We start from the raw sequence: 22,194 nt of genomic DNA, 5'->3' as shown, positions 1-22,194 counted from the left end.
AAACAATGCCATTCGAAGAAATTAATTAGATGCCAGTCAATAATGGAATATTGTCAGTGTCCTTTATGCACTGCATACATGATTAAAATAAGTAAACTATTTCAAATGGTGACTTAACTCTAAAGTTTGACCATGTAACTCCTCTGTAACTGATAACGGTCGACATCCTCGCAACTTGGAACCGGTTCCAACACTACGCTAACACCCGATTAACTAAAACAAGGGTGAGAACCAAATGAGTAAAGTTAATATGCTAGGACGCCGTAACTTCATTAAAGGGTTGGGTGCAGCCGGTGCAGTAATGGCCGCACCTGCCATGGCTACCTCCGTCAGCGCCAAAGGCGTGAAGTGGGACGAGACTGTCGAAATCGCCATTATCGGCTCCGGCTTCGCCGGCCTGGCCGCTGGCATCGAAGCGGCCCGCAAAGGCTGTAAGTCTGTCACCATCTTCGAAAAGATGCCTGTTTTCGGTGGTAACTCCGCCATTAACGGTGGTCTGTTCGCTGCGCCTCAGACTCCCATGCAGAAAGAGAAGGGTGTGAAAGACTCTGTCGAGCGCATGGTGAACGATCAGCTGAAAGCCGGTCGTGGTATTGCCGACGAAGCTCTGCTGCGTCACGTGGCCTCTCACGCCATGGAAGCTCTGCAGATGACCATCGACGCCGGTGCCGAATTCCACCCCTACCTGCAACAGTTGGGTGGTCACTCCGTACCTCGTACCTACCAGACCACCGTTAGCTGTGGCGCCGGTATCACCCAGCCTCTGCTGCGTGAGTGCCGCAAGATGGGCGTGAACATGGTCCCTCGCACCAAGTTCAACGGCTTCATCCTGGATGACGCTGGCAAGGTTGTCGGTGTGCGTCTGAACAAAGGCTACTACTTCGAAGACGAAAACCCAGAGCTGGAAGAAGAGATCAACGTACGCGCTACCCGCGGCGTGATCATGGCCACCGGTGGTTTCGCTCAGAACGTTGACCTGCGTATGGCTCAGGATCCTACCCTGACCGCCGAAGTAGGCTGTACCAACGCCAAGGGTGCGACCGGTGAAGGTATGTTCGAGATGTTCCGTCTGGGTGCTATCCCTGTGCACATGGCGCACATCCAGTCCGGTCCTTGGGCGTCCCCAGATGAAGGTGGTTTCGGCTATGTGTCCAACTACTCCATCTTCAACTTCCTCACTCCATTGCGGTTAACCGCATGACCGGTAAGCGTTTCATGAACGAAATCGCTGACCGTAAGACCCGTGCCGACGCCGAACTGGCCTGTCGTGATGCCCAGGGCAAGCCTCTGCCTCCCATCATGATCACCAGCTACGAGCACGCCAAGCAGCACCCCAACTGCAAGAAAGTACTGAAGTACGGTGTGGGCTGGAAGTTCGACTCTCTGGAAGAGCTGGCCAAGCACTTCGACGTGCCTCTGAAGCCTCTGCAAGAGCAGATCGAAGAGTACAACGGCTACGTGAAGACCGGTAACGATGAGCAGTTCGGTAAGAACATGGGTAAAGCCAAAGGCAAATACCTGAAAGCCCCCTTCACCGTGGTTCGTCTGTGGCCCAAGGTTCACTACTGCCAGGGCGGTGTTCAGATCAACACCAAGGCCGAGGTTAAGGATTCCTTTACCGGTAAGCGCATCGAAGGCCTGTACGCCGCGGGCGAAGTGGCCGGTGGTATGCACGGCGTGAGCCGTCTGGGTAGCTGCTCCATTCCAGATTGTATGGTAATGGGCATGACCGCTGCTCGCAGCATCATGGGCGCCTGAGTCAGTAACGGAATTAATGAGGATTAGATGATGAAAAAGTTAATGACCCTGGCTGCTGTTGCTGCAGTACTGGCAAGCACTAACGTTGCTGCTGAGATCAAGGCGGACGCTTCTTTGACCGACCAAGGCATGATGGACGGTCGCAGCTACCACCAGAAGTTCTACAAAAAGGACAACTGTAAGGTTTGTCACGGCACCAACGCGCCTTCTCACCGCCCTGCGGACGACGCCTGCCTGAAGTGTCACAAAGCGGACAAGCTGGCGAAGAAGACCGCTCGCAAGGGTGACGAGCTGTGGCAGAACCCTCACAACAACCTGCACTACGGCAAAGAGGTACCTTGTACCGTTTGTCACGGTGAGCACGAAGCCAAGCAGCCACTGTGTAATGACTGCCACACCTTCAAGTTTACCAAGCACAAGCAGTAACTTTTGATTGGCAGGGAGTGCATCTCCCTGCCTTTTCACCCCAATCTCAGCTTTCGAATAACTCTGTGCAGATCGCCTCAGTGATCTGTAGCGGCGCCCCTGTGCCCGAAATCTGAAGCTGGGAAAAGATGATGAATGACACGGATAACTATTATGTCTGCGAAAAGCACTCTGAAAAACGCGATGGTTCTTGGTTCTCTGGCTGCCGTCAGCCTTCCTGCCATGGCGGGATATGAAATTGAACTGAACGACAACGACAAGCTGATCTTCGGCGGTTACATCAAGGCCGATGTCCGTTACGTGGATGGCGATGTGGCCTACAAGGACCAGTGGACTGGTGGTGGTACGCCTCTTGAGGAGAGTGCCTCTCAAATCCGCATCTTTGCCAACGAAACCCGTTTTAACACCAAGTACATCCATGGCGATCTGGTTGGCTTCATCGAGATGGATTTCTTCGGCGGTGGCGGTAACCAGGTGATCTCCAACTCCCTGAACCCCCGCATGCGTCATGCATTCGTGAAGTACAAAAACATCACTGCCGGTCAGACCTGGTCTACCTTCATGAACACCAGCGCCATTGGTGAGACCGCGGATTTCGGAAGCACCATGATGGGTATCTCCTTCATCCGTCAGGGCCAGATCCGTTACACCAACGGTGGCCTGCAGCTGTCCATCGAAAACCCCGAGAGCTTCGGTGGCGACACCGCCAACGACAAGCTGCCGGACTTCATTGCCAAGTACACCTTCAAAGGGGACTGGGGTAATGTTTCTGTGGCAGGCCTGGCTCGTCAGCTGAACACCAACGGCGGTGAAACGGAGAACGCCATGGGCTTCTCCATTGCCGGTCGCATCAACACCTTCGGTAAAGACGATCTGCGTTTCCAGGTACACAAAGGCGATCTGGGCCGTTATGTGGGTACTGCTGCGGTGAAGGATCTGGTGGGTGAAGAGGTGGAAGACACCACCGCGTACAACATCGCCTATCGCCACTTCTGGAATGACACCGTGCGCACTACACTGATCTACGGTCACATCGAAGGCGACGTCTCCGGTAATGAAACCAGCCAGTGGGGCGTGAACCTGTTTAAGAACTTCACCAAGGAGCTGGCCATGGGACTGGAGGTAGGTAACTACGCCATCGACCATGAAGATGTTGACTCCATGTACGGTCAGTTCTCCATTCGTTACGCCCTGTAACTAAGGCCGCGTATCGGGCACCTGGGTATGAATTCAGGTGCCCGAGCCTAAATTGAAGTACTTTTTTAAACGGTAATGTGTGATCTCCCCTGAAGTCAAAATGGCATTGTGTTAAGTCCATTTTATAAACCGGGGAGGAAGCTCAGGTTTTGGAATCGATTACTAAAGTACTCTTTTAATAAGGCTCAGTTTGGTTGTCATTTTGCGAATGCACATGAGCCTTTAGCGTTTCATATCACCCTCCGACGATTGGCCTGGTTTTCAGGCAAGATTCCGCCCATTGGGCGGAATTTTTTATGGGGCTCATATAAAGAGGGGCCGCTTTTTTATTCCGGTTGGCTTGGCGTTAATCTTTTTATAAGCATGCATTATGTCAACTGTGTTACCGGCACCAATGATGTGACGAACCAAATGATATGGAAGCGATTCCAATTGCATTCGTTTGATAAAATCTGCGCCGCAGTATCTCAACGTAGACTTGCCTTCTCTCCGTACGAGACGACACCTCAAACCCAACTGGGGTAGGTGTTCAGGCTTGGTCCTCCTTGGTGTTTGAACTGCACGGAACGCTCTTTCAATGCGGCTTTAAGCGAGGCTGGCAAGCCTGGCCGACAAAGTTTGATGTTTAACAATTTCAGAATTTAAAAGATAGCCATGAATTCAATGAAGAAATTTAAGATTCAGATCCTTGCTCCTCTGACTGCTCTGATCTTGTTGGTTGTCACTGTGATGACCTTCGTAGGTTATAATGCATTCCAAAAAGAAAGCCTCAGTCTCAACAAGAGGCTGTTAACAGAAAGAAATGTGTCAATTTCCGATAAGCTCGGCGAGAAGTTTTCTGCTTACAAAAGAGAGTTAGGTGCGTTAACGGTGGACGCAGGCGATATATTCTCTCGACATCTGTCCGATGAGGCGAACGCTCAACTGAGAGCGTTGGAGAAAGCGCAATCCTCCATTACCGATGGCATATATCTGTTTACCAAAGATGGCAGCATATACAACTCGTCGGGCAAACTGCTTTCTTTCAACGTGAAGCAGCTAAATAGAGAGTACTACAGGGCCATCTTCATTCATGGGGATGACTTTTACATCTCCTCGCCTTTTGAGTCTGCGGTAACCCAGAAGCAGGTGCTGGGTATGGCGCACAGAGTCAGCGACAGTGCGGCGATTCTGTCCAATGTCTATCTGGACTCCGTGCTGGAAGGGTATTCCAGCCGTGATGATATGTTTGTCTATACCGCAGAGGGCACCTTGCTGGTGTCTCCTTACCCGGAGCAGGTCGGCAAAAACGTTTACCAGGAGAGACCCGGTTACCGTAACTTCAATGCCGATCATCGTGAGTTAAGTTATGTGGCCGTTGTGGATGGAGTCGATGTACCCGCAACCGCGCTGTGGGGAGACCTACCCATGGTTCAGTGGCAGTTCGTGACCGTCTTCCGCGATGAAGTGATAGAACAAGGCGCGCAAGCGCAGCTTTTGAAGTCTGTGGTCATCGGCGTTCTCAGCCTGATTCTGTCCCTGTGTGTGGTTCAGGTCCTAGTAGACAGATTGATTCTCAAGCCGGTGGGCGGGGCGCCCAAAGAGATTGAAGCCATTGTGAAGGCTCTGTCTCAGGGGAATCTGGTGCAGCAATTCAATAAAGATGGCTCTGAGAGCGGCATCCACGCATCGGTTATCGATCTGTCAGAGAAGCTGAAGGCGCTCATTCACAACTCCCATAAACTGGCCGGCGATGTGGCTAACTCCTGCGTGGAGCTGACGGAGGCGATGGATAAATCCGGCAGCAATGCCAAGGAGGAGCTCAGTCAGGTAGAGCAGGTGTCTACGGCGATCAACGAGTTGTCAGCCACCTCTCAGGAGATGAGCGCCAATGCGGCTGTGGCTCAGGAAGCGACGTTGAAGGCGCAGGAGAGCTCCGAGTCCGGCAAGCACACACTGGAAAACAACATTGTTTTGGTGGATAGCATCAATCGCGCCATCGGCGAGTCAGAGCTGACGGTGCGGGAACTGACCGAGTATGCCCAGGAAATTGGCAGCGTCACCGATGTGATTGAGGGCATCTCAGAGCAAACCAACCTCCTGGCGCTCAATGCCGCCATTGAGGCAGCCCGGGCCGGGGAACATGGTCGAGGATTTGCTGTGGTCGCCGATGAGGTCAGAAACCTGGCGTCCAAGACTCAGCAGTCGACGGTGAGCATCAAAGAGCTTATCGACAAGCTGCAGACACAGTCCCAAGCGGCAACGGAAAACATGAGCCGCAACGTCAGCCTGATTGCCGAGTCGGTACAAGCGACGGAAGAGGTGAAATCCTCCTTTGAAGAGATCACCAATTCGGTGAAGTCCATAGCAGACATCAATTCACTGCTGGCAACCTCATCTCAGGAACAGTTTTGTGTGACCGAGGACATCTCGAAAAATACCGCCCTGGCCTTTGATCTGGTGAATCAGAATGTTGCATACGCTTATCAGGTCAGCACCTCGGTAAGGGCACTGGCCGAGCTGTCCGAGAAGCAAAAGAGAGAGCTGGAGTTCTTTACCGTCTAAGCGCTTTAACCAGACCAGGCCTCGACAATGGTCGAGGCCTGGCTAGGTTTAGCGGGTCACCTCATATTGAGATGGGCAGTAATCAGCGTACGTTGAACAAGGGCTGGTCACCTTTCTCCTTCTCTGACCAGAAGTTGATGTTGAACTGGGCGTCGTCGGACAATTCGATGCGGTGCCAGTACTGGGGTGGGCTGGTGGCAAACTGACCGGCCGGGATCACCACTTTGATCTCGTGCTCGGTGGCGTCCTTATCCGGGAAGCCGAAATAGGTGACGACGCCCTCCATGACGCACAGTTGGCCGAATACCCCTTCGGCGGTGTTGTGGTGAGACAACAGGGCGGCGGGCACCGTCTCCTTAGTAAAAAACGGCGTTGAACGTTGAATGGTCCAATGGGCCGGAATACGTTGATGGCTCATGTTCTGTTCCTCTCTGATTCAATCAATCTGTGCACCAAGGCACAGCTGGTGTTCTGGCGATATCGCTTCGTTAGACAAGATGTCAGTGTGGTCCACTGGGCTTCCTATGCCGGGCGTTTTCCACTTGCCCCTCAGCCAATGGGCAGTTGTCTTAACAGGGGAAAGGCGTTCTTCATGTGTTGCTCTGTGGTCACTATGCCTATCAGCCTCTGCTGAGTATCAAAGGCACTGGCGGTCATCCCTTCTGCATCCACCTTGACCTCCCACTGAGCATCGCTCCGACTGGTGTCCCCGGCCAGTTGAATGGGCAACTGAGGGGTTTTCACCTTAACCAGAGTATTGGCCCGAACCACATCGGTGGGCGTCCCGAGCAGAGTTTTGGCCAACGCACTGGCGCCCAGCAGGGCAGGTTGCAGGTAGGGCTGAACCTGACCGTCGAGCTCGGCGCAATCACCCAGGGCAAAGATGTTGCCTGCGCTGGTTCGCATCTGTTGGTCTACGACGATACCCTGGTTCACCCGCAAACCGGCCTGGCGTGCCAGCTGGACGTTGGGCCTGAGGCCAATGGCGGCGACAACGGCATCGACGTGGTGCTGATGGCCATTGGCCAGGGTAATGTGATATCCCTGGGGTTGTGGCTCTGCAATTTCCACCAGGGTGGCCAGTTCCAGAGTGACGGCCTGTTTGCTCAGGCAAGAGTGCAGCCGGCTGGCGATAAACTCCGGCAGCAACCTGGGCAGTAGCTGCGGCGCCATGTCGGTCAGCACCACTTTTTTACCGCCATTGGCGAGATCCATAGCCAGCTCGGTGCCTATGAGGCCAGCGCCGACGACGAGCACAGACTGTGCATCCAACAATGCCTGCTGGTGCTGACGATATTCGCCAAGACTGTTGAGGGTCATGATGTCGTTGGGGGCCAGCCCATCGATGGTTGGCACCATGGCTCGCGCCCCTGTGGCCAGCACCAGTTGGCCATAACTGAGCTGTTGGTCAGCCAGCTCCAGCCTCTGCTGGACCGGGTCAATGCGTTCCACCGTCTGTCGCGTCATCAGGGTGACGTTGTGCTGCTCGGCAAACTCTGCCCCGGTGAGTTTCACCAGATCGTCGGCCCTCTGATTACGGCTGGCCACATGACTGAGGTCCGGCTTGCTGTACTCATGGCCGTCGTCGGCGGTCACCACGGTAATGGGGTGGCCGGCATCAAGCTTACGCAGCGCCTTTACCAGTTGATAGGCAGCAAAGCCGCTGCCAACGATGACGATAGGGGCACTCATGCGGCGTTCTCCTGGTGGGCGGTGGGCTCAAACACCTGCTTGCCCAGACCGCATTCCGGACAGAGGAAGCTATCGGGCACCTGACACCAGGCGGTTCCAGGCTCGACGCCCTGATTGGGTTCGCCCAGGGCCGGATCGTAGACCCACTGGCACACGGTGCAGAGCATCGGCTCATCGGCCGCCCTAGGGCTAGGCACCGCCTCAGTGCTTTGGCCCTGGGGCAGGGCAGAGGGTGTTGCCTGGATGGGCTGCTGAGCCTCATTAAGCGGGTGCAGGGCCCATTGGCGGGCAACCTGGCGTCCATGCTCCCGGCAGACTTGCATAGCCTGGCCGTCAGGTTTCCATTTGGTCTTCAGGCCGGGCAGCGTCTCGAAGCCGGCGTCGGTCAGGCGGGCATGAATACGGTCAACCGCGCCGCCATTCCAGCCGAAGCTGCCGAAGGCGCCGGCCTTCTTGTTCTTGAATCGCAGGCCGGTAATCTCCTCCAGCATGCCGGCAATTTTGGGCATCATCACGTTGTTCATGGTGGATGAGCCGATCAACACGCCCTTGGAGCGGAACAGGTTGGCCAGGATCTCGTTCTTGTCCTGACGAGAGACGTTAAACACCTTCACCGCCACACCGGGGTCGACGTCGTGAATCCCCTGGGCAATGGCGTCCGCCATCATTCGGGTATTGCCGGACATGGTGTCGTAGAAAATGGTGATGCGATCTTCCTGATAATCGTCGGCCCACTCCAGGTACTTTTCGATGATCTGCACCGGGTTGTCGCGCCAGACGATGCCGTGGGATGTGGCGATCATATCCACCGGCAGGTTCAGGCTCAGCACCTCTTTGATCTTGGCAATGACCAGGGCACTGAAGGGGGTGAGGATGTTGGAGTAGTAGCGCAGGCATTGCTCGTACAGTTCGGCCTGATCCACTTCATCGTTGAACAGGCGTTCGTCGCAGTAGTGCTGACCGAAGGCGTCGTTGGAGAACAGCACGGCGTCTCCGGTCATGTAGGTCATCATGCTGTCGGGCCAGTGCAGCATGGGCGCTTCGACGAACACCAGCTGTTTGCCATTGCCCAGGTCCAGGCTGTCTCCGGTTTTTACTGGCTGGAAATTCCAGTCGGGGCGGTGATGGTGGCCGGTGATGGAGTCGATGGCGTTCTCGGTGCAGTAGATGGGGGTACCGGGGATCTTCTCCAGCAGGGCCGCCAGGGCTCCGGCGTGATCCTCTTCGGCGTGGTTGATCACTATGGCGTCAATCTGGCTCAGGTCCACTTCCATCGCCAGGTTCTGAATAAACTCCTGGCTGAAGCGGTGGTCGACGGTGTCTATCAGTACGGTTTTCTCTTCTCGAATCAGATAACTGTTGTAGCTGGTGCCCTTAGTCATCTTGTATTCGGTGCCGTGAAAGTCTTGTACCTCCCAGTCCCGTTGACCTACCCAATGGATGTTGTTTTTTACGTGGATTGCCATGAAGCCGTACCTCAAAATCGAAAAAATCATTTATTCAAACTGAGTGAGGTATTACAGCAATCGTGCCAAGTTTTAAGTGATTGAATTTATTGAGTCAGCTAACAATGGTGTTGTCATAATGACATTTCTACTATAATGTCAACATGACATTGCAATGTCTTTTTGACAATGGCGTGCCTGGAGCAATCGATGGGATTGGCGTTAAAAGATTTTGCCAGCTTGGCGCTGGACCTTACCTCAGGCGTATCGGCTCAGGATCGATTCGATCGCTTGCTGACTACAGTGCGTACCTTGTTGGACTGTGATGCATCGGCATTGCTGGTGTTTCGTGGCGACCAGTTCACACCGCTGGCAATCAACGGATTGGCCACCGAAGTGCTGGGGCGCCGCTTTCAGGTGGCTGAACATCCCAGACTGGAGGCGATCGCCAGGGCAGGGGATGTGGTGCGCTTTCCCGCCGACAGCGATCTGCCCGACCCCTACGATGGCCTGATCCCCAGCCATGACGATGAACTGAAAGTGCATGCGTGCGTGGGGCTTCCCCTGGTGGCCAATCAGCGCCTCATCGGCGCGCTCACCATTGACGATTTCAACCCTCAACAGTTTGAACAGTTCAGTGACGCCGACCTGCGTACCGTGTCGGCATTGGCCGCGGCCAGTCTCAACAATGCCTTGCTGATGGAGGAGCTGGAACAGCTCAGCGGCCAGCTCAGCGCTGTACCTGCACGGAGTGAAGGGCGGGGCGACGAGCCTGTGGAGATCATTGGTCAGTCCCCGGTGATGCAGGCCTTAAGGCGAGAGATAGAGGTGGTGGCCAACACGGATCTGACGGCATTGGTGTTAGGCCAGACCGGAACAGGTAAAGAGCTGGTAGCTGAGGCGATTCATGCCGGGTCCCTGCGCGCCGAGAAGCCCCTTATCTACCTGAACTGTGCCGCATTGCCCGAGTCAGTGGCCGAGAGTGAACTCTTCGGCCATGTAAAAGGCGCTTTCACCGGTGCCATCAGCAACAGACAGGGTAAGTTCGAGCTGGCGGATGGTGGCACCCTGTTCCTGGACGAAGTCGGGGAGTTGTCGCTGGGCCTACAGGCCAAGCTGCTGCGGGTGCTGCAATACGGCGATTTGCAGCGCGTCGGCAGTGATAAGCCCATCAAGGTGGACGTACGCATCATCGCCGCCACCAACCGGGATCTGCGCCAGGAGGTGTTGGACAAGCGTTTTCGCGCCGACTTGTACCACAGGTTGAGCGTCTTCCCATTGCAGGTGCCGCCGCTGCAACAGCGTGGTGATGACCTGCTGTTGTTAGCTGGCTTCTTCTTGGAGCGTTGGCGCACCAAGCTGGGTCTTAAAACGCTCAGGCTGGATGACGGGGCACGCCAGCTTCTGATGGGCTCCTCCTGGCCGGGTAACGTGCGGGAGCTGGAGCACTGTCTGCATCGGGCCACGGTGCTGGCCAGAGCCGAGTCATCCTCTGAGGATGTGGTGATCCACGCCAGGCACCTGGATCGTGCACCTAGTGTGACGACAATGGACAAGCCTCTGTTAGGTACCATTACTTCAGATGTCGACATTGGCCTGGGCTTTCGCCGGGCCACCGAGCAGTTTCAGCAAGGGTTGATCCGTCAGGCACTGGACGCCAATGGTGGCAATTGGGCGGCCTGTGCCCGTACCCTGGGACTGGATACTGGCAATTTGCATCGGCTGGCTAAACGGTTGGGAATGAAGTAATCGAAAAAGTGACTATGATAATGCGTCTAGGGTCTAGGTATTTTAATCTTATCTTCGGTTGTTGCATCTTATATCTAAACTAAGCCATTGATTTAATAACTTAAATTGTTTAATCAGCATCAGGCCGTGTAGCAAGGAGGTTGTGGCATAATTGCTTATGTTAGGCTGTGATTTATATTAGATAAGACTATAGTCTATTTAATCATATTGAACCAAGGATGGATTATGCAATTACAGGAAACTAAAAAGACAATTGAAGACTATGTTGCATTGTGCAGAGCGAATAAAAAGGAGTCGGTTCGTGCTACTTTACTTGAGGGTGTATTAAAAATTTACGCTGAACCTTTAGGTTATAAGGCGGGTGAAAGATCCTCTATAGTCTCGTGCTGCCCTAAGTTTCAAGTTGAAGACTTAAAGAAAGTAGATGGAATGGTAACTAGTATTGAAGTGAAAATAGACGGAAAATCTGATGCGGAAATAACAGACATATTAATAAGTAGTATTGAATCAGAGCTGGATAGGTTGAATTAGAGCCCTTAGAAACATAGAGGAGGGATTATATTTGATGTTGAGGGTCGATTGGAGATGGCTCGTAATTAACTAGTCTATAGATTATCTATTGAAAAACTAGATTAGGAGGGGGAATGTCTTACAAGAAATTATTCAAGATGCCGAATGCTGTTAGCATCACCGGGCGAACTTCCAGTATAACAAACTCATTTGTTAATGGTATAATTCCAACAATAAAGCCATCTGAAAGTGAAATCATAGAGGCGTTAGCTATATTGGGGATGAGTGATAAGTCTATTTGTTGCTCATACTGCGGAGAAAGCTACACAGAATGGGATCACTTACGACCTTTGGTAATTAATAAAAAGCCAACAGGTTACATATCTGAAATACATAACCTAGTGCCATCTTGCGGTAAGTGTAACCAATCAAAAGGAAACAAAAGATGGGATGAATGGATATTCAGTGATGCTCCTTTATCTCCCAAAAGCAGAAAGGTTATTGATATAAGAAAAAGAGTGTTAGCTTTGAAGAGATACGAAAGCTGGAAAACACCTACAAAGTTAGATTTTGAATCAATTGTAGGTGTTGAAGTCTGGACTAAGCATTGGGATAACTGTCGACAAATCGAGAATCAAATGAAAGAGTCTCAGAAACTAGCAGCTAAAATTAGCATGAAAATAGCTACTGCATTTAGAAAGTTGTGATCTTCGTAATTGTTGGTCTTGTCAATTTCACATAAGGAAGAACGATGGCACTTACACAGATTCAGATAGTTCAATCACTTGGTGAGTCAATGACATGGTTGGAGCGAGAATTGAACTGGGGAGTGCCTATTACAGAACTTCGGCACCTAACTGGGCGGATAGGAGAATTGTACACAGCACTGATCACTAATGGGCAGATGGCTACAGAAGTGAATCAGTCTGGTTATGATGTAGTTAGTGGCGAGGGTGAGCGCGTGTCGGTAAAGACTACTGGTAGACAGAGTAGAAATGGTCACATATCCTTCAACGTAAGTACATTGGACCGGGTCGATAGAATTATAATTTTACGTATTAATCTTGAGGAAATGCAGATTGAAACATTGTTCGATGGTAGCGTTGACAAAGCTAGGGAATTAATGCGTTGTGCAAATGATGAGGGAAGCGGCAGAATCTCAATTAGTAAATTAATAAAGCCAAGAAAATCTGTAAGACAAATCCCTAAAGTGAAAGAAGTAAGATGGAACGGATACCATGTTTCTGAACTTGAAAATGGATCGATTGAAGTAGCTTACAGGGGAAAAAACGTTTCACCATGTAAACCATATCTGCGTAAGATTGCAAACACTCTTTCTATTTCGACGTTAAATAGTAATGGAAATAGGTATAACACTCGACAGCTTGGAAGTTTAATTATTCGAGCATTGAATGATGAAGAGCCTTAATGAACAAGTCAGCTTGTAAAATGGTCGGTGTGAGAGGATTCGAACCTCCGACCCCTTCCTCCCGAAGGAAGTGCGCTACCAGGCTGCGCCACACACCGACGTAATATTCTGTTGTATAAGGTTATTTTAGCTCTGACTGAGTCTCTGTCAAACGCCTAAACTGCCGAGTGACCCGTCCTAAAATACGTTGACGGTTTTTGACTAAGCCAGTTGTCAGTGACAACTGGCTTTTCTATGCACCTCTTCCGGTGTTTTCATTCCAAGGCTCAGATGCGGCCTTCGATGATTGTAGGTCCAGATGGACTCCTCTATCACTCTCTCAAGCTCATTGAAGGTCTGGCACCGAGTAATCAGGAACTCCTGTTTTAAGATACCGTTGACCCGCTCAGCCAGTGCGTTCTGGTAGCAGTCATAGCCATCGGTCATCGATGGCGTGATGTTTGATTTGGCCAACGCCTGTTGGTATATCGCCGAGCAGTACTGACTGCCTCGGTCCGAGTGGTGAATCAGAGGTTTCTGAGTGACTCGATTTCCCACCGCTCGCTTCAGCGCTTTCACTGTATCGCAGGCTTTCATCTCTCGACTGAGCTCATGGCCCATTATCTTGCGGGAATTCGCATCGGTAGCCAATGACAGGTAATGGATGCCTTCGCTGCTTTCGACGTAGGTGATGTCACTGACGAAGGCCTGCTCTGGCCTGGTTACCACCATGTCGGAGAACAGGTTCGGATGCTTCTTCATCCAGTGTTTACTCCAGGTGGTCTTGATGTAGCTGCGTTTGGGCTTCACCAACAACTGATGATGACGCAGATAGTGGAACAAGCCATCACGGCCAAGCTTGATGCCGCTTTCTTTCAACTTGGGTTTGAGCAGGAAGTAGAGCTTTCTGGTGCCCAGGCGGGGCATGTAGCGCCTGAGCTCCATCACCATGGGCAGCAGAGGCTTCAGTCGCTGCTGCTTGGTCTTGTAGCGCTTCTCTCGCTGGTAGAGTGCTTGCCGAGTTACCCCTTCAAGTCGACACAACCGGCTCAGCGCGGCTTTTTGCTTGGCTTGAAGTGTTCTGGCCACTCGGCTAAAAGCTTTTTTCGCAGCTGAGTGCCGTAGTGGGCATCAATGTCATCGACCATCATGTTGAGATACAGCGTTCTCAGACGCTCATCCTCAAGCTCTCTTTCCAGGCGTTTGATGGTTTGGGCAGGGGTTTCCTTGGCAACGGGCATGGCAGGCATCCTTGTATGTGACCAGTCCTTTTGGCCGTGCTTTCTCAGCCAGACGAGCACGGTGGTCGTTCCTTGTATACCGTAGCGCTTTTGTGCCTGGATGTATGTCATTTCCCCTTTTTCTACCTGCTCGACTACGGACAGTTTAAAGGACAGCGGGTAATCACGTTGAGTGCGCTTACGCCTTGCTATTGTTGGCTTGCCCATAATAGGTCTCCAATGTGTAAACCTATTTCAGGACGGGACAGAGGGACGTAAAAAAGCGCCAACATTGTTGGCGCTTTTTTTATGAGTGTGACTCAGTTCTTTCGACTGGCGCCAATGCCGGCGTATCGCACGCCGGTGAGCTCGGCAATCTCCTTTTTCCAACTGCACAGGTCGCCCGGTTCAAACTCCGCCAGGCTGTGGTGGCCGCAGGCCCGCGCCATCATCTGCATCAGTTGTGTGGAGGCGGTCAGGAACCTGGCCAAGCGCTGGGCGCCGTCGTCTACATCCAGACGTTCCCGCAGTTTGGGATCCTGGGTGGCAATGCCAGCTGGGCAGAGGTTGGTGTTGCACATGCGGGCGCCGATGCATCCCACTGCCTGTATGGCAGAGTTGGCCAGGGCGACTGCGTCGGCTCCCAAGGCCAATGCCTTGATGAAGTCCGGTGCGGTGCGCAGTCCCCCAGTGATAATCAGCGATACGTCACTGGCGCCACACTGGTCCAGATAGCGCCTGGCCCGGGGCAGGGCGGCCAGGGTAGGCACCGAGATATGGTCACGGAACAGGGCAGGAGCGGCACCGGTACCGCCGCCTCGACCATCGAGAATCACGTAATCGGCGCCGGCGGCCAGGGCAAACTCAATGTCTGCCTCAATGTGGTTGGCGGAGAGCTTGAACCCCACGGGAATGCCGCCGGTGATGTTGCGAATGCGCTCGGCAAAGTCAGCAAACTGACTGGCGGAGTGAAGGTTCTCGAAGCTGGCCGGGGAGATGGCATCCTGGCCTGGGTTCAGTCCCCGTACCTGGGCAATCTTGTCGGTGACCTTCACCGCCGGCAGGTGTCCGCCTATGCCGGTTTTGGCGGCCTGACCGCCTTTGAAGTGAAATGCCTGGGCCAGCTTCACCTTCTCTTCGGTGTAGCCAAACTGGGCCGAGGCCATCTCATAGAGGTAACGGCTGTTGGCCGCTTGCTCTTCTGGCAGCATCCCCCCCTCACCGGAACAGATGGCGGTGCCCACCAGTTCCGCACCCTTGGCCAGGGCCACTTTGGCTTCCTGAGACAGGGAGCCGAAGCTCATGTCGCTGACCAGCAGCGGAATCGCCAGTTGCAAGGGTTTTTCTGCCCTGGGCCCAATAATGGTTTCTGTGGTGATTCGGGCCTCTTCGCCCAGGGGACGTTTGGCCAACTGAGCGGTGAGGATCTGCAGGTCATCCCACTGGGGCAATTGGGTTCGGGGTACGCCCATGGCCACCATCTCGCCGTGGCTGCCGGAGAGGCCTTCTCTGGCGAGCTTATGGATCGCCTCTACATGAGGTTCTTCCGGTGTTGCCTTGGCTTCGGGACCTTGCGGCTGGTTCAGATGGAGGGGACGGCCGACCTTGGTGGCATCGAGTTTGGCGTGGCTGCCGTCGCAGAAGGGTTTGTTGCCCGACTGTTTGCACTGGCACAGGAAGGCGTCCTGATCCAGCTCGGCGGTGAAGGGGATGGGGGTCAGGCCGGTGCCGCGGTGGGAGCCATCGCAAAATGGCTGGTTGTTTGAGCGGCCACAGGCGCAGTAGTAGTACTCTTTTCCCTTCTCCAGGCTGACTTTTTTCGGTTTGATGTCGGCAACGATGGGCTTGGTCATCCACGGCTCTCCTTGATGCAGGGTGAACCCTTAGAGAACTAGGACAGTATTGGGGGATTGGCAAGGGATCAGCTGGCCAGCATGACTCGATTTCGGCCGAGGTTCTTGGCCTGATACAGGTGTTTATCCGCCCGGTTCAGCAGCTGCTGCAGATCATCGGCCTGGGTCACCAGGGCAACACCAATGCTGACCGACAGGCTAATGACCCGGCCCTGATGAACAAAGGCATGGTGGTCAAAGCCCTGCCTCAAACGTTCGGCCTGATTCAACGCCTGCTCTTCGGTGTTGCAGGTAAGCAGGATGCAGAACTCCTCACCGCCGATGCGAAACACCTCGCCGTTGTCGGAGAATACCCGTCGCATCAGGGCGCCACTTTGGCGCAGCATCTCATCGCCGGTGTCGTGGCCGAAGCGATCGTTGATCTGTTTGAAGTGGTCAAGGTCGGCCACCAGCAGGGCAAAGGGCTCTCCAGAGCCTTCCAGTGCGCCCCTATACTCTCGGTAGGATTGGCTTAAGGCGTGGCGGTTGTAGCAGCCGGTCAGGGCGTCGTGCAGCGCCATATCCGACAGCAGTTGTGCGCTTTTTTCGCGGTTGGCTTCATAGACGTGGGCGAGCACCCAGATGCACAGATAGGCCAGCACCAGGTTGATCAGCAGCAGGGAGAGGGGCAGGGTGTTGATGGGGTGAAGTATCAGGGTGACAACTGCCGCCGCCAGGGTCAGCCCGGTGGCAATCGCCCCTTGGTGTCTGCCGAGAATCACATAGTGCACCAGGGGGAAAAACAGGAACCAGGCGAAGATCGCTTCGGAGACCGGCTTGGCGAACACGGCGATCACCGCCAAAGAGACGGCGGCATTTACATAGGCAAAGCGCCACAGCCCAATATCTTGGTGGGTACGGCTGTACTGAAACAGGGCCAGCGAGCCTGCGGAAAACACCAGCTCCAGGCCGGCGAGCATGTAGTTGGCACTGATAAACAGGTTGGCCAGGGCAACGCCGAAGGTTGCCAGCGCCAGTGCCAGGCAAAGTCCCTGAAAGACTCGTAATCGCAGTGTTTGCGTATGAGCCAGATCCATCTTAACTCCTGATTTTACCGCTCTTTCCCGAGGGTACCCGGATATGCTCTTACAATTTCTCAACAAATACAATGCTGGCGTTAGGCAGCCAGCTGCGACCATCTCTGCCGCTTTCTTCACCGCTGGTCCGACCATAATTCGAAAAGTTGGGCCTTTGTCATGCTCTTTAAAATAAATTGATTTGAATCAGTTGTTTGTATGTGCTTTTATGAAGCACATTAGAAAAATTCCAATCAGGGTGCCCTCGGCACCGGAGACGACTCTTGATACCCGCTGATCCCCACCTCTCTTCGCTCCCCTTCATTATTGGTGTGTCTGGACACCGAGATCTCGCTCCAGAACGCGAACAGGAAACCAAGGTGCATATCCGGGCAGCGCTCAGCTATTGGCTGGAGCAACTAGACGAGGTGTCCCCTCTGTGGGTACTGACGGGGCTGGCTGCCGGTGCGGACACCTGGGTAGCGGAAGTGGCCCTTCAAATGAAGCAGGAGTCTGGCACCGACCGCATTAGGGTCAAGGCGTGCCTTCCCATGCCGCTGGAGCATTACCGCAGTGACTTTGGCAATCTGGATTATGCCCCTGATGCTCTGGCGCGCCTCGACGCGCTGGTGGAGACACTCCAACAACAGGGGGAAGAGGTGTTGGTGGTGCCCAGTCACCTGTCCGACGAGCAGCAGACCTTTGCATACTCCGACAGCCACTACGGTGATGAGCGCAATACCCTCTACTTAAATCAAAGTCTGTTTATCGCCAAGTACGCCAATGTACTGCTGGCGCTGTGGGACGGTCAGCCAGCCAGAGGCTCTGGGGGCACAGCCGATGCGGTGGCCTACAAACTGGGGCTCCCGCCCCAGTGGCCCCTGGGTGAGGCCAACCCCGCGCTGGAGCCGGTGTCCCAGTTTGATGGTCAGATGGGCGGTGTGGTGCACCAGTTGCCACTGGGTCGTGTCGGTGGCGAGCCTACGGTTGCACCTGAGTTCTGCACCTTGAAGGCGGAGGGGCTCAAGGGCAGTTTTCCGAACTTTGGTCACCTTTGGGTCAGCCAGCAGGACAACGGCATGGGGGAGGGCTCCTGCAGCGAGTTTCTCTCCGCGGAGTTGTCGCGGCTGCTGGTCGATTTAAACCAATACAACGCGCTGCCCGTGCCTGAGCTGAACAATCCCTATCCAGCCGCTGGCCTGGAGCAAACTCAGCCGATGTTCCTGCGTGCCGATGGCATCGCCTTGGAGCGGCAATCGCGATACCGCCGAACTGTGCAGCGCTTCTTCATCTCGGCGCTACTGGTGCTCACCCTCTACGAGATCGTTTCCAACTTCCTCGATGGGGACATGGGCGCCTGGATATTTGCCGGGATGCTCGGCGGCTTGCTCTACTGCGCGCTTCTGGTCAAGCAGGCTGCTCGCAATGAACTGAAGTGGAAGTACCAACTGGCCCGGGGCATTGCAGAGGGGATGCGTATACGTGGTTTCCTAAATCTGTCCGGCGTGCCGCCCAAGGCGGCGCCGCTTATTCCCAGGCGATTCAGGCAGCACCTGCCACTGCTCAATCACGCCGTCGCCATAGCCGAGTTGGATTGGTGGCGGGCCCCTGCCGACTTCGTTGCTGAGGCTACCCGTGCTGCTTGGATCCAGGATCAGCGCAACTTCCTCAGCGCCAGGCTGAGCCAGGAAGGATTGGGCAAGCTCAAATGGAGCGAGCGCTTCTATAAGCGCCCCCTCTACGCCGCCGAAGTTTGCCAGAAGTGGGCCAAAGGGCTGTTTAACGGCTCCATCGTCTTTGCCCTGGCGCTGTTTATGGTGGTGGTGCTGCAGTACGTGCTGGGCAACCCGGTGTTTGCCGACAGCAAAGATTACCTGATGCTGGGGCTGCAATACGCCCTGATGGCCGCCGGTGCCATCGCTCTGTGGAGCGAACTGGCCGGTTATGAGACCACCGCCGAAGGCTACCGCAGCATGGACCAACTGTATCAGCGGGCCGATGGCCTGCTCAGTGGTGAGATGAATCCCGCCAAAGAGGCGATGCTGACGGAGTTGGCCCGGGAGGCGATGTTTGAGCACGTCACCTGGCACAACGCCGAAGCAGAAAACGACTTAAAACAGAAACAACAACCTTGAGATGGATGAAGATTGATGAGTAAGCAAAGCCGTTGCGAAACCCTGACCGACAACGAGCTGGAACAGGGCTTGCTGAAGGATACCAAACTGGACAGAAAGTACCGGGTAGAGTGGGGCCAGGGGCCTGACTACACCCTGATCTGTGACGATGAGGATACCCGTAAGCCCTATCAGCGCCACTCGGGGGACGTAATTGCCCTGATGCCCCTGCGCAAGATGGACCGGACCTTTGTCAGCGTCGGTCTGGACCACAACATCTGCGTATCCTCCTTCAATGGTCGCCAGCAGCATCTGCTCACCGGCCATGACGATCGCATCATCGGTCTGATTGAGCTGGACAAGGGCAAGCTGCTCAGTGTGGCCAAGGACAACACGGTACGGGTCTGGGATCTGTTTGCCGGTCGCGAGTTGTCGGTCATGGAAGCGGAAGTGGCCGAGCTCAGCTGCATCAAGCTGTTCTCCAATTCTGAAAAGCTGGCCATCACTGAGCCCAAGGATGTCACCATCTGGTCCTTTACCGGCGAGAAGGTGGCGGTGATGCAGGGACTGAAGTCCGCCATCAATGAGGTGTTCACCCTGGATGATGGCAGTTGGCTGATCAAGACCGAGAAGAACCCGCCCAGCATCTGGTCCACCACCGGCAAGTTCCTCCATCAGTTCAGGTTCGACTTCAGTTTCGAGGAAGACTTGGCCGAACTGGAAGGCAACCGCCTGCTGCTCCGTCGTGATTCCAGCATCAGCCTCTGGTCTACCGAGGGTGAGTTGCTAAGCAGCCACGAAGCGGATGATGATCTGGTGGCGGCGTTCAATACCCTGAAAAAGGGCCAGCGTGACAGTAGCCAACATATGGCGGATCACCCTGAGATCATCGATTACCCTCACTTGAGAAACCCGCTGCACCTGCCGCACTCCCGCTTTAATGCCCGAGAGGAGATTGAGTCGCAGGACCTTAAGCTGAGTGGCGATCGCAAGATGTTCTGGGACTTCTTCAATCGCCCCCTGTTTGAGCCGGTTAAAACCGCCATGAAGGGCACCATTGCTTCGGCTCGTCGTCAGCTTCGCAAGCTGGATGACAAGCAGCAGGCCACCGCCGAAGAGCGCGATCTGGCCGAGCGCAAGCGCAAGGGTGCTGCGCGTTGGAGCTGGTTTTTCCTGATTCTGACCCTGGCGCTGGCCGGCGTCGGTTACCTGGCCTTTATCGGCAACACTCTGGTGATGGATCTGGCCCGTCAGGTGGTCACCGAGCAACTGGACGCCGCCAGGCTGGCGGGTAAACGCGATTTCTATCTGGTGGTGGCAGTGCTCTTCGGCGCCGCAGCTGGTGTGATGCTGCTGCTGGGCCTGATTCTGTTTGGCCGCAACCGCAAGCACCGTCGTCGTCAGCTGCAGCTGGAGGAGAACCTGGCGGTGCAGGCGGTGATTGCCCCGGCCTATCACTCCATGATCAAGCGCATCAAAGCTTATCGTCGTAAACTGCTGAGCCAGATCCCCATTTTCTCTGATAACGAACTCTTTGCCGGTCGCAAGGTAGCAGAAGCGATCAACCATCAAATTGACAATAAGCTCAAGCAGATGGCCATGGATGAGTGTGGTCTGGAGAAGAAGGAGATCATCTACACCGATCATGAAGCGATCGTTCTGGCAGACTGGGCGCTGATTCAGGATGACGACAAGCGTCGTCAGGTGAAATCCAAGCTGAACCTGAGCAATGAGCTGAGCTTCTGGACCGGTGCTGACAAGCAGATCCTGTTTGCGGTGCAGTACGTTCAGTACATCTTCCTCACCGAAGATAAGGTGGATGTGTTCACCACCTACTACGACTTCATCGCCGGCAAGTGCATAGGTAAAGAAGCCAACGCCTTCTATTACAAGGATGTCACCAACGTAGCCAAGCGCGATGTGGACCGCAGCAACGGCTACAACGCCAACAACGGCTCCATCTCTGCCACCGAGATCACCCTGTCCGTGGCCAGCGGCGAGCGCATCCGCCTGACCATCCTTAACGAGGACAGCGTCAGCTCCATGGCCAACGACGCCAAGGATAACGAGAGCACCTCCATCGAAGTACGCATCGAGCAGTTGGAGCAGGATCGCCGTGAGATTCTGGAAGACACCGATATGGATGAGGAGGAGCGGGAAGAGGAGCTGGCGATGATCGACGCTCACATGACCGACCTCCACAACCAGGACGTGGTTCAGGACACCACCGCATCCTCCACCAAGGCGGAGGAGACGGTGCGCAACATCCGTAAGCAGCTGCATGACCACAAGCAGCACAACCGTACTGAGGTGAAGATCTGATGCGACTTTTCCTGAGCTACTCCAGCCGGGACTTTCCTCTGGCCTCTGCCATAGTGCAGGGGCTGGATGCCTTAGGTCATTCGATCTGGTTTGCCCCCGAACAGATTGGCGCCAGCCGCTGCTTCGCCACGGAAATCAGCGCCGCCATGAAGGAGGCGGAGGTGTTGCTTCTGCTGGCCACCCGCCACTCCATCGGTGACACCACCCACGCTGGATCCGCCGAGGTGAAGACCGAGATCAAAATGGCTCGGGAGAAGAATATCCCGGTGGTGCCCCTTAAGGTGGATGCCAGTCTGGACTGCGGCGGTGCCGAGGGGTTTGATTATCTGCTGAAGAACTTCCAGTGGCTGAATCTTGAGCCGATGTTGGCCATGGAGGATCACAACGCCATCGCCAAGCTTATCGACGCGGCCCTGACAACCGGCGTCAGTGCCGATACCCAGCTGTTTGATCAGCAACTCACGGAAGTGGAAAAGCTGCTGCGGGATAAGCACTGGCAGAAGGCCAAGGCGCTGCTTGAGGCATTGGTGATGCCTGCGGGTCTGCGCCAGCAGCAGGAGTTGCTGAAGCTGGTGGCCCTGATGCAATCCAGGCCCATCAAGAGCCTGTCCAAGCAGCAGGCGGACTGGCTGGTGGGCAGGTTGACCGCTCTGGCTCAGGGAGAACAGGCATCAGTTGCTCTGTATATGTTGGCGCTGATCTCCCAGGGCTTCTATCAGGCCAATGCCATTGCCGATGCTACTCCGGGGGTGGCCAGTCTGAAGCAGCAGGCTCAGCCGCTGGGGCGGCTTAAGGCCAAGTACATCAAGATGACCGACGCCATACTGGCCGACAGCACGGCGTTTGCCACCAATTGGCGTTACTGATCGGCAAGTCATATCAAAGGGCTCCTTCGGGAGCC

Annotated in this window: 16 protein-coding genes, 1 tRNA gene and 1 pseudogene; 11 read left to right on the top strand and 7 right to left on the bottom strand. The window is 54.6% G+C overall.

Annotation, left to right across the window (positions count from 1 at the left end):
• Window positions 1-235: 235 nt before the first annotated feature.
• From ardA to QUE41_RS11280, 4 genes and pseudogenes are all read left to right on the top strand, one after another.
• Window positions 236-1,758, top strand: a pseudogene (ardA, locus tag QUE41_RS11295) (acrylate reductase flavoprotein subunit ArdA).
• Window positions 1,759-1,785: 27 nt separating this feature from the next.
• Window positions 1,786-2,184, top strand: a complete 399-nt coding sequence (locus QUE41_RS11290; RefSeq protein ID WP_286339148.1) for a cytochrome c3 family protein — start codon at window positions 1,786-1,788, stop codon at window positions 2,182-2,184.
• Window positions 2,185-2,337: 153 nt separating this feature from the next.
• Window positions 2,338-3,381 (top strand): DcaP family trimeric outer membrane transporter, encoded by a 1,044-nt coding sequence (locus tag QUE41_RS11285; RefSeq protein ID WP_286339147.1) that lies wholly within the window; start codon window positions 2,338-2,340, stop codon window positions 3,379-3,381.
• A 663-nt stretch (window positions 3,382-4,044) separates the two neighbouring features.
• Window positions 4,045-5,925: a methyl-accepting chemotaxis protein gene (locus QUE41_RS11280; protein WP_286339146.1), complete on the top strand. Its 1,881-nt coding sequence runs from the start codon at window positions 4,045-4,047 to the stop codon at window positions 5,923-5,925.
• Between the two features lie 82 nt (window positions 5,926-6,007).
• Here QUE41_RS11280 and QUE41_RS11275 read toward each other — a convergent pair whose 3' ends face one another.
• The 3 genes from QUE41_RS11275 to norV all read right to left on the bottom strand — a co-directional run bounded on the left by QUE41_RS11275 (window position 6,008) and on the right by norV (window position 9,083).
• Window positions 6,008-6,343, bottom strand: coding sequence for a TehB family protein (locus QUE41_RS11275; protein WP_286339145.1), 336 nt, complete (start codon window positions 6,341-6,343; stop codon window positions 6,008-6,010).
• Between the two features lie 131 nt (window positions 6,344-6,474).
• Window positions 6,475-7,617: an NADH:flavorubredoxin reductase NorW gene (gene norW / locus QUE41_RS11270; RefSeq protein WP_286339144.1), complete on the bottom strand. Its 1,143-nt coding sequence runs from the start codon at window positions 7,615-7,617 to the stop codon at window positions 6,475-6,477.
• A complete protein-coding gene (norV, locus tag QUE41_RS11265; protein ID WP_286339143.1) occupies window positions 7,614-9,083 on the bottom strand; it encodes an anaerobic nitric oxide reductase flavorubredoxin in 1,470 nt (489 codons plus the stop codon). The genes norW and norV overlap by 4 nt, the downstream gene beginning before the upstream one ends.
• A gap of 189 nt (window positions 9,084-9,272) precedes the next feature.
• Between norV and norR the strand changes: the two genes are divergently transcribed.
• The 4 genes from norR to QUE41_RS11245 all read left to right on the top strand — a co-directional run bounded on the left by norR (window position 9,273) and on the right by QUE41_RS11245 (window position 12,750).
• Window positions 9,273-10,811 carry a nitric oxide reductase transcriptional regulator NorR gene (gene norR, locus QUE41_RS11260; RefSeq protein ID WP_286339142.1) on the top strand — a complete coding sequence of 513 codons (1,539 nt, stop codon included), beginning with the start codon at window positions 9,273-9,275 and terminating at the stop codon, window positions 10,809-10,811.
• Between the two features lie 225 nt (window positions 10,812-11,036).
• Window positions 11,037-11,342, top strand: coding sequence for a hypothetical protein (locus tag QUE41_RS11255; RefSeq protein ID WP_286339141.1), 306 nt, complete (start codon window positions 11,037-11,039; stop codon window positions 11,340-11,342).
• 113 nt (window positions 11,343-11,455) lie between these two features.
• Complete coding sequence (locus tag QUE41_RS11250) at window positions 11,456-12,028, top strand: HNH endonuclease signature motif containing protein (RefSeq protein WP_286339140.1); 573 nt, start codon at window positions 11,456-11,458, stop codon at window positions 12,026-12,028.
• A 44-nt stretch (window positions 12,029-12,072) separates the two neighbouring features.
• Window positions 12,073-12,750 (top strand): DUF6998 domain-containing protein, encoded by a 678-nt coding sequence (locus QUE41_RS11245; protein WP_286339139.1) that lies wholly within the window; start codon window positions 12,073-12,075, stop codon window positions 12,748-12,750.
• 21 nt (window positions 12,751-12,771) lie between these two features.
• Here the strand turns inward: QUE41_RS11245 and QUE41_RS11240 are convergent.
• From QUE41_RS11240 to QUE41_RS11225, 4 genes are all read right to left on the bottom strand, one after another.
• Window positions 12,772-12,848: transfer RNA gene (locus QUE41_RS11240), tRNA-Pro, on the bottom strand.
• A 115-nt stretch (window positions 12,849-12,963) separates the two neighbouring features.
• A protein-coding gene (locus QUE41_RS11235; protein WP_286339138.1) for an IS3 family transposase occupies window positions 12,964-14,177 on the bottom strand; the annotation gives its coding sequence in 2 pieces (ribosomal slippage) (window positions 12,964-13,817 and window positions 13,817-14,177; 1,215 coding nt in all).
• A gap of 92 nt (window positions 14,178-14,269) precedes the next feature.
• Window positions 14,270-15,802 carry a glutamate synthase-related protein gene (locus QUE41_RS11230; RefSeq protein WP_286339137.1) on the bottom strand — a complete coding sequence of 511 codons (1,533 nt, stop codon included), beginning with the start codon at window positions 15,800-15,802 and terminating at the stop codon, window positions 14,270-14,272.
• Between the two features lie 68 nt (window positions 15,803-15,870).
• Complete coding sequence (locus QUE41_RS11225) at window positions 15,871-16,878, bottom strand: GGDEF domain-containing protein (protein ID WP_286339136.1); 1,008 nt, start codon at window positions 16,876-16,878, stop codon at window positions 15,871-15,873.
• 359 nt (window positions 16,879-17,237) lie between these two features.
• On the opposite strand from QUE41_RS11225, the gene QUE41_RS11220 reads away from it, so the two are divergent.
• From QUE41_RS11220 to QUE41_RS11210, 3 genes are read left to right on the top strand one after another with little or no spacing between them, the layout of a single operon-like run.
• Window positions 17,238-18,992: a hypothetical protein gene (locus tag QUE41_RS11220; protein WP_286339135.1), complete on the top strand. Its 1,755-nt coding sequence runs from the start codon at window positions 17,238-17,240 to the stop codon at window positions 18,990-18,992.
• A 15-nt stretch (window positions 18,993-19,007) separates the two neighbouring features.
• Window positions 19,008-21,293: a WD40 repeat domain-containing protein gene (locus QUE41_RS11215; protein ID WP_286339134.1), complete on the top strand. Its 2,286-nt coding sequence runs from the start codon at window positions 19,008-19,010 to the stop codon at window positions 21,291-21,293.
• Window positions 21,293-22,159, top strand: a complete 867-nt coding sequence (locus tag QUE41_RS11210) for a toll/interleukin-1 receptor domain-containing protein (protein ID WP_286339133.1) — start codon at window positions 21,293-21,295, stop codon at window positions 22,157-22,159. Before QUE41_RS11215 ends, QUE41_RS11210 begins: the two co-directional genes overlap by 1 nt.
• Window positions 22,160-22,194 lie beyond the last annotated feature (35 nt).

It is taken from the genome of Ferrimonas sp. YFM (genome assembly GCF_030296015.1).
In the GTDB taxonomy this organism is placed as follows: domain Bacteria; phylum Pseudomonadota; class Gammaproteobacteria; order Enterobacterales; family Shewanellaceae; genus Ferrimonas.
This window is presented reverse-complemented; position numbering and strand designations above follow the sequence as displayed.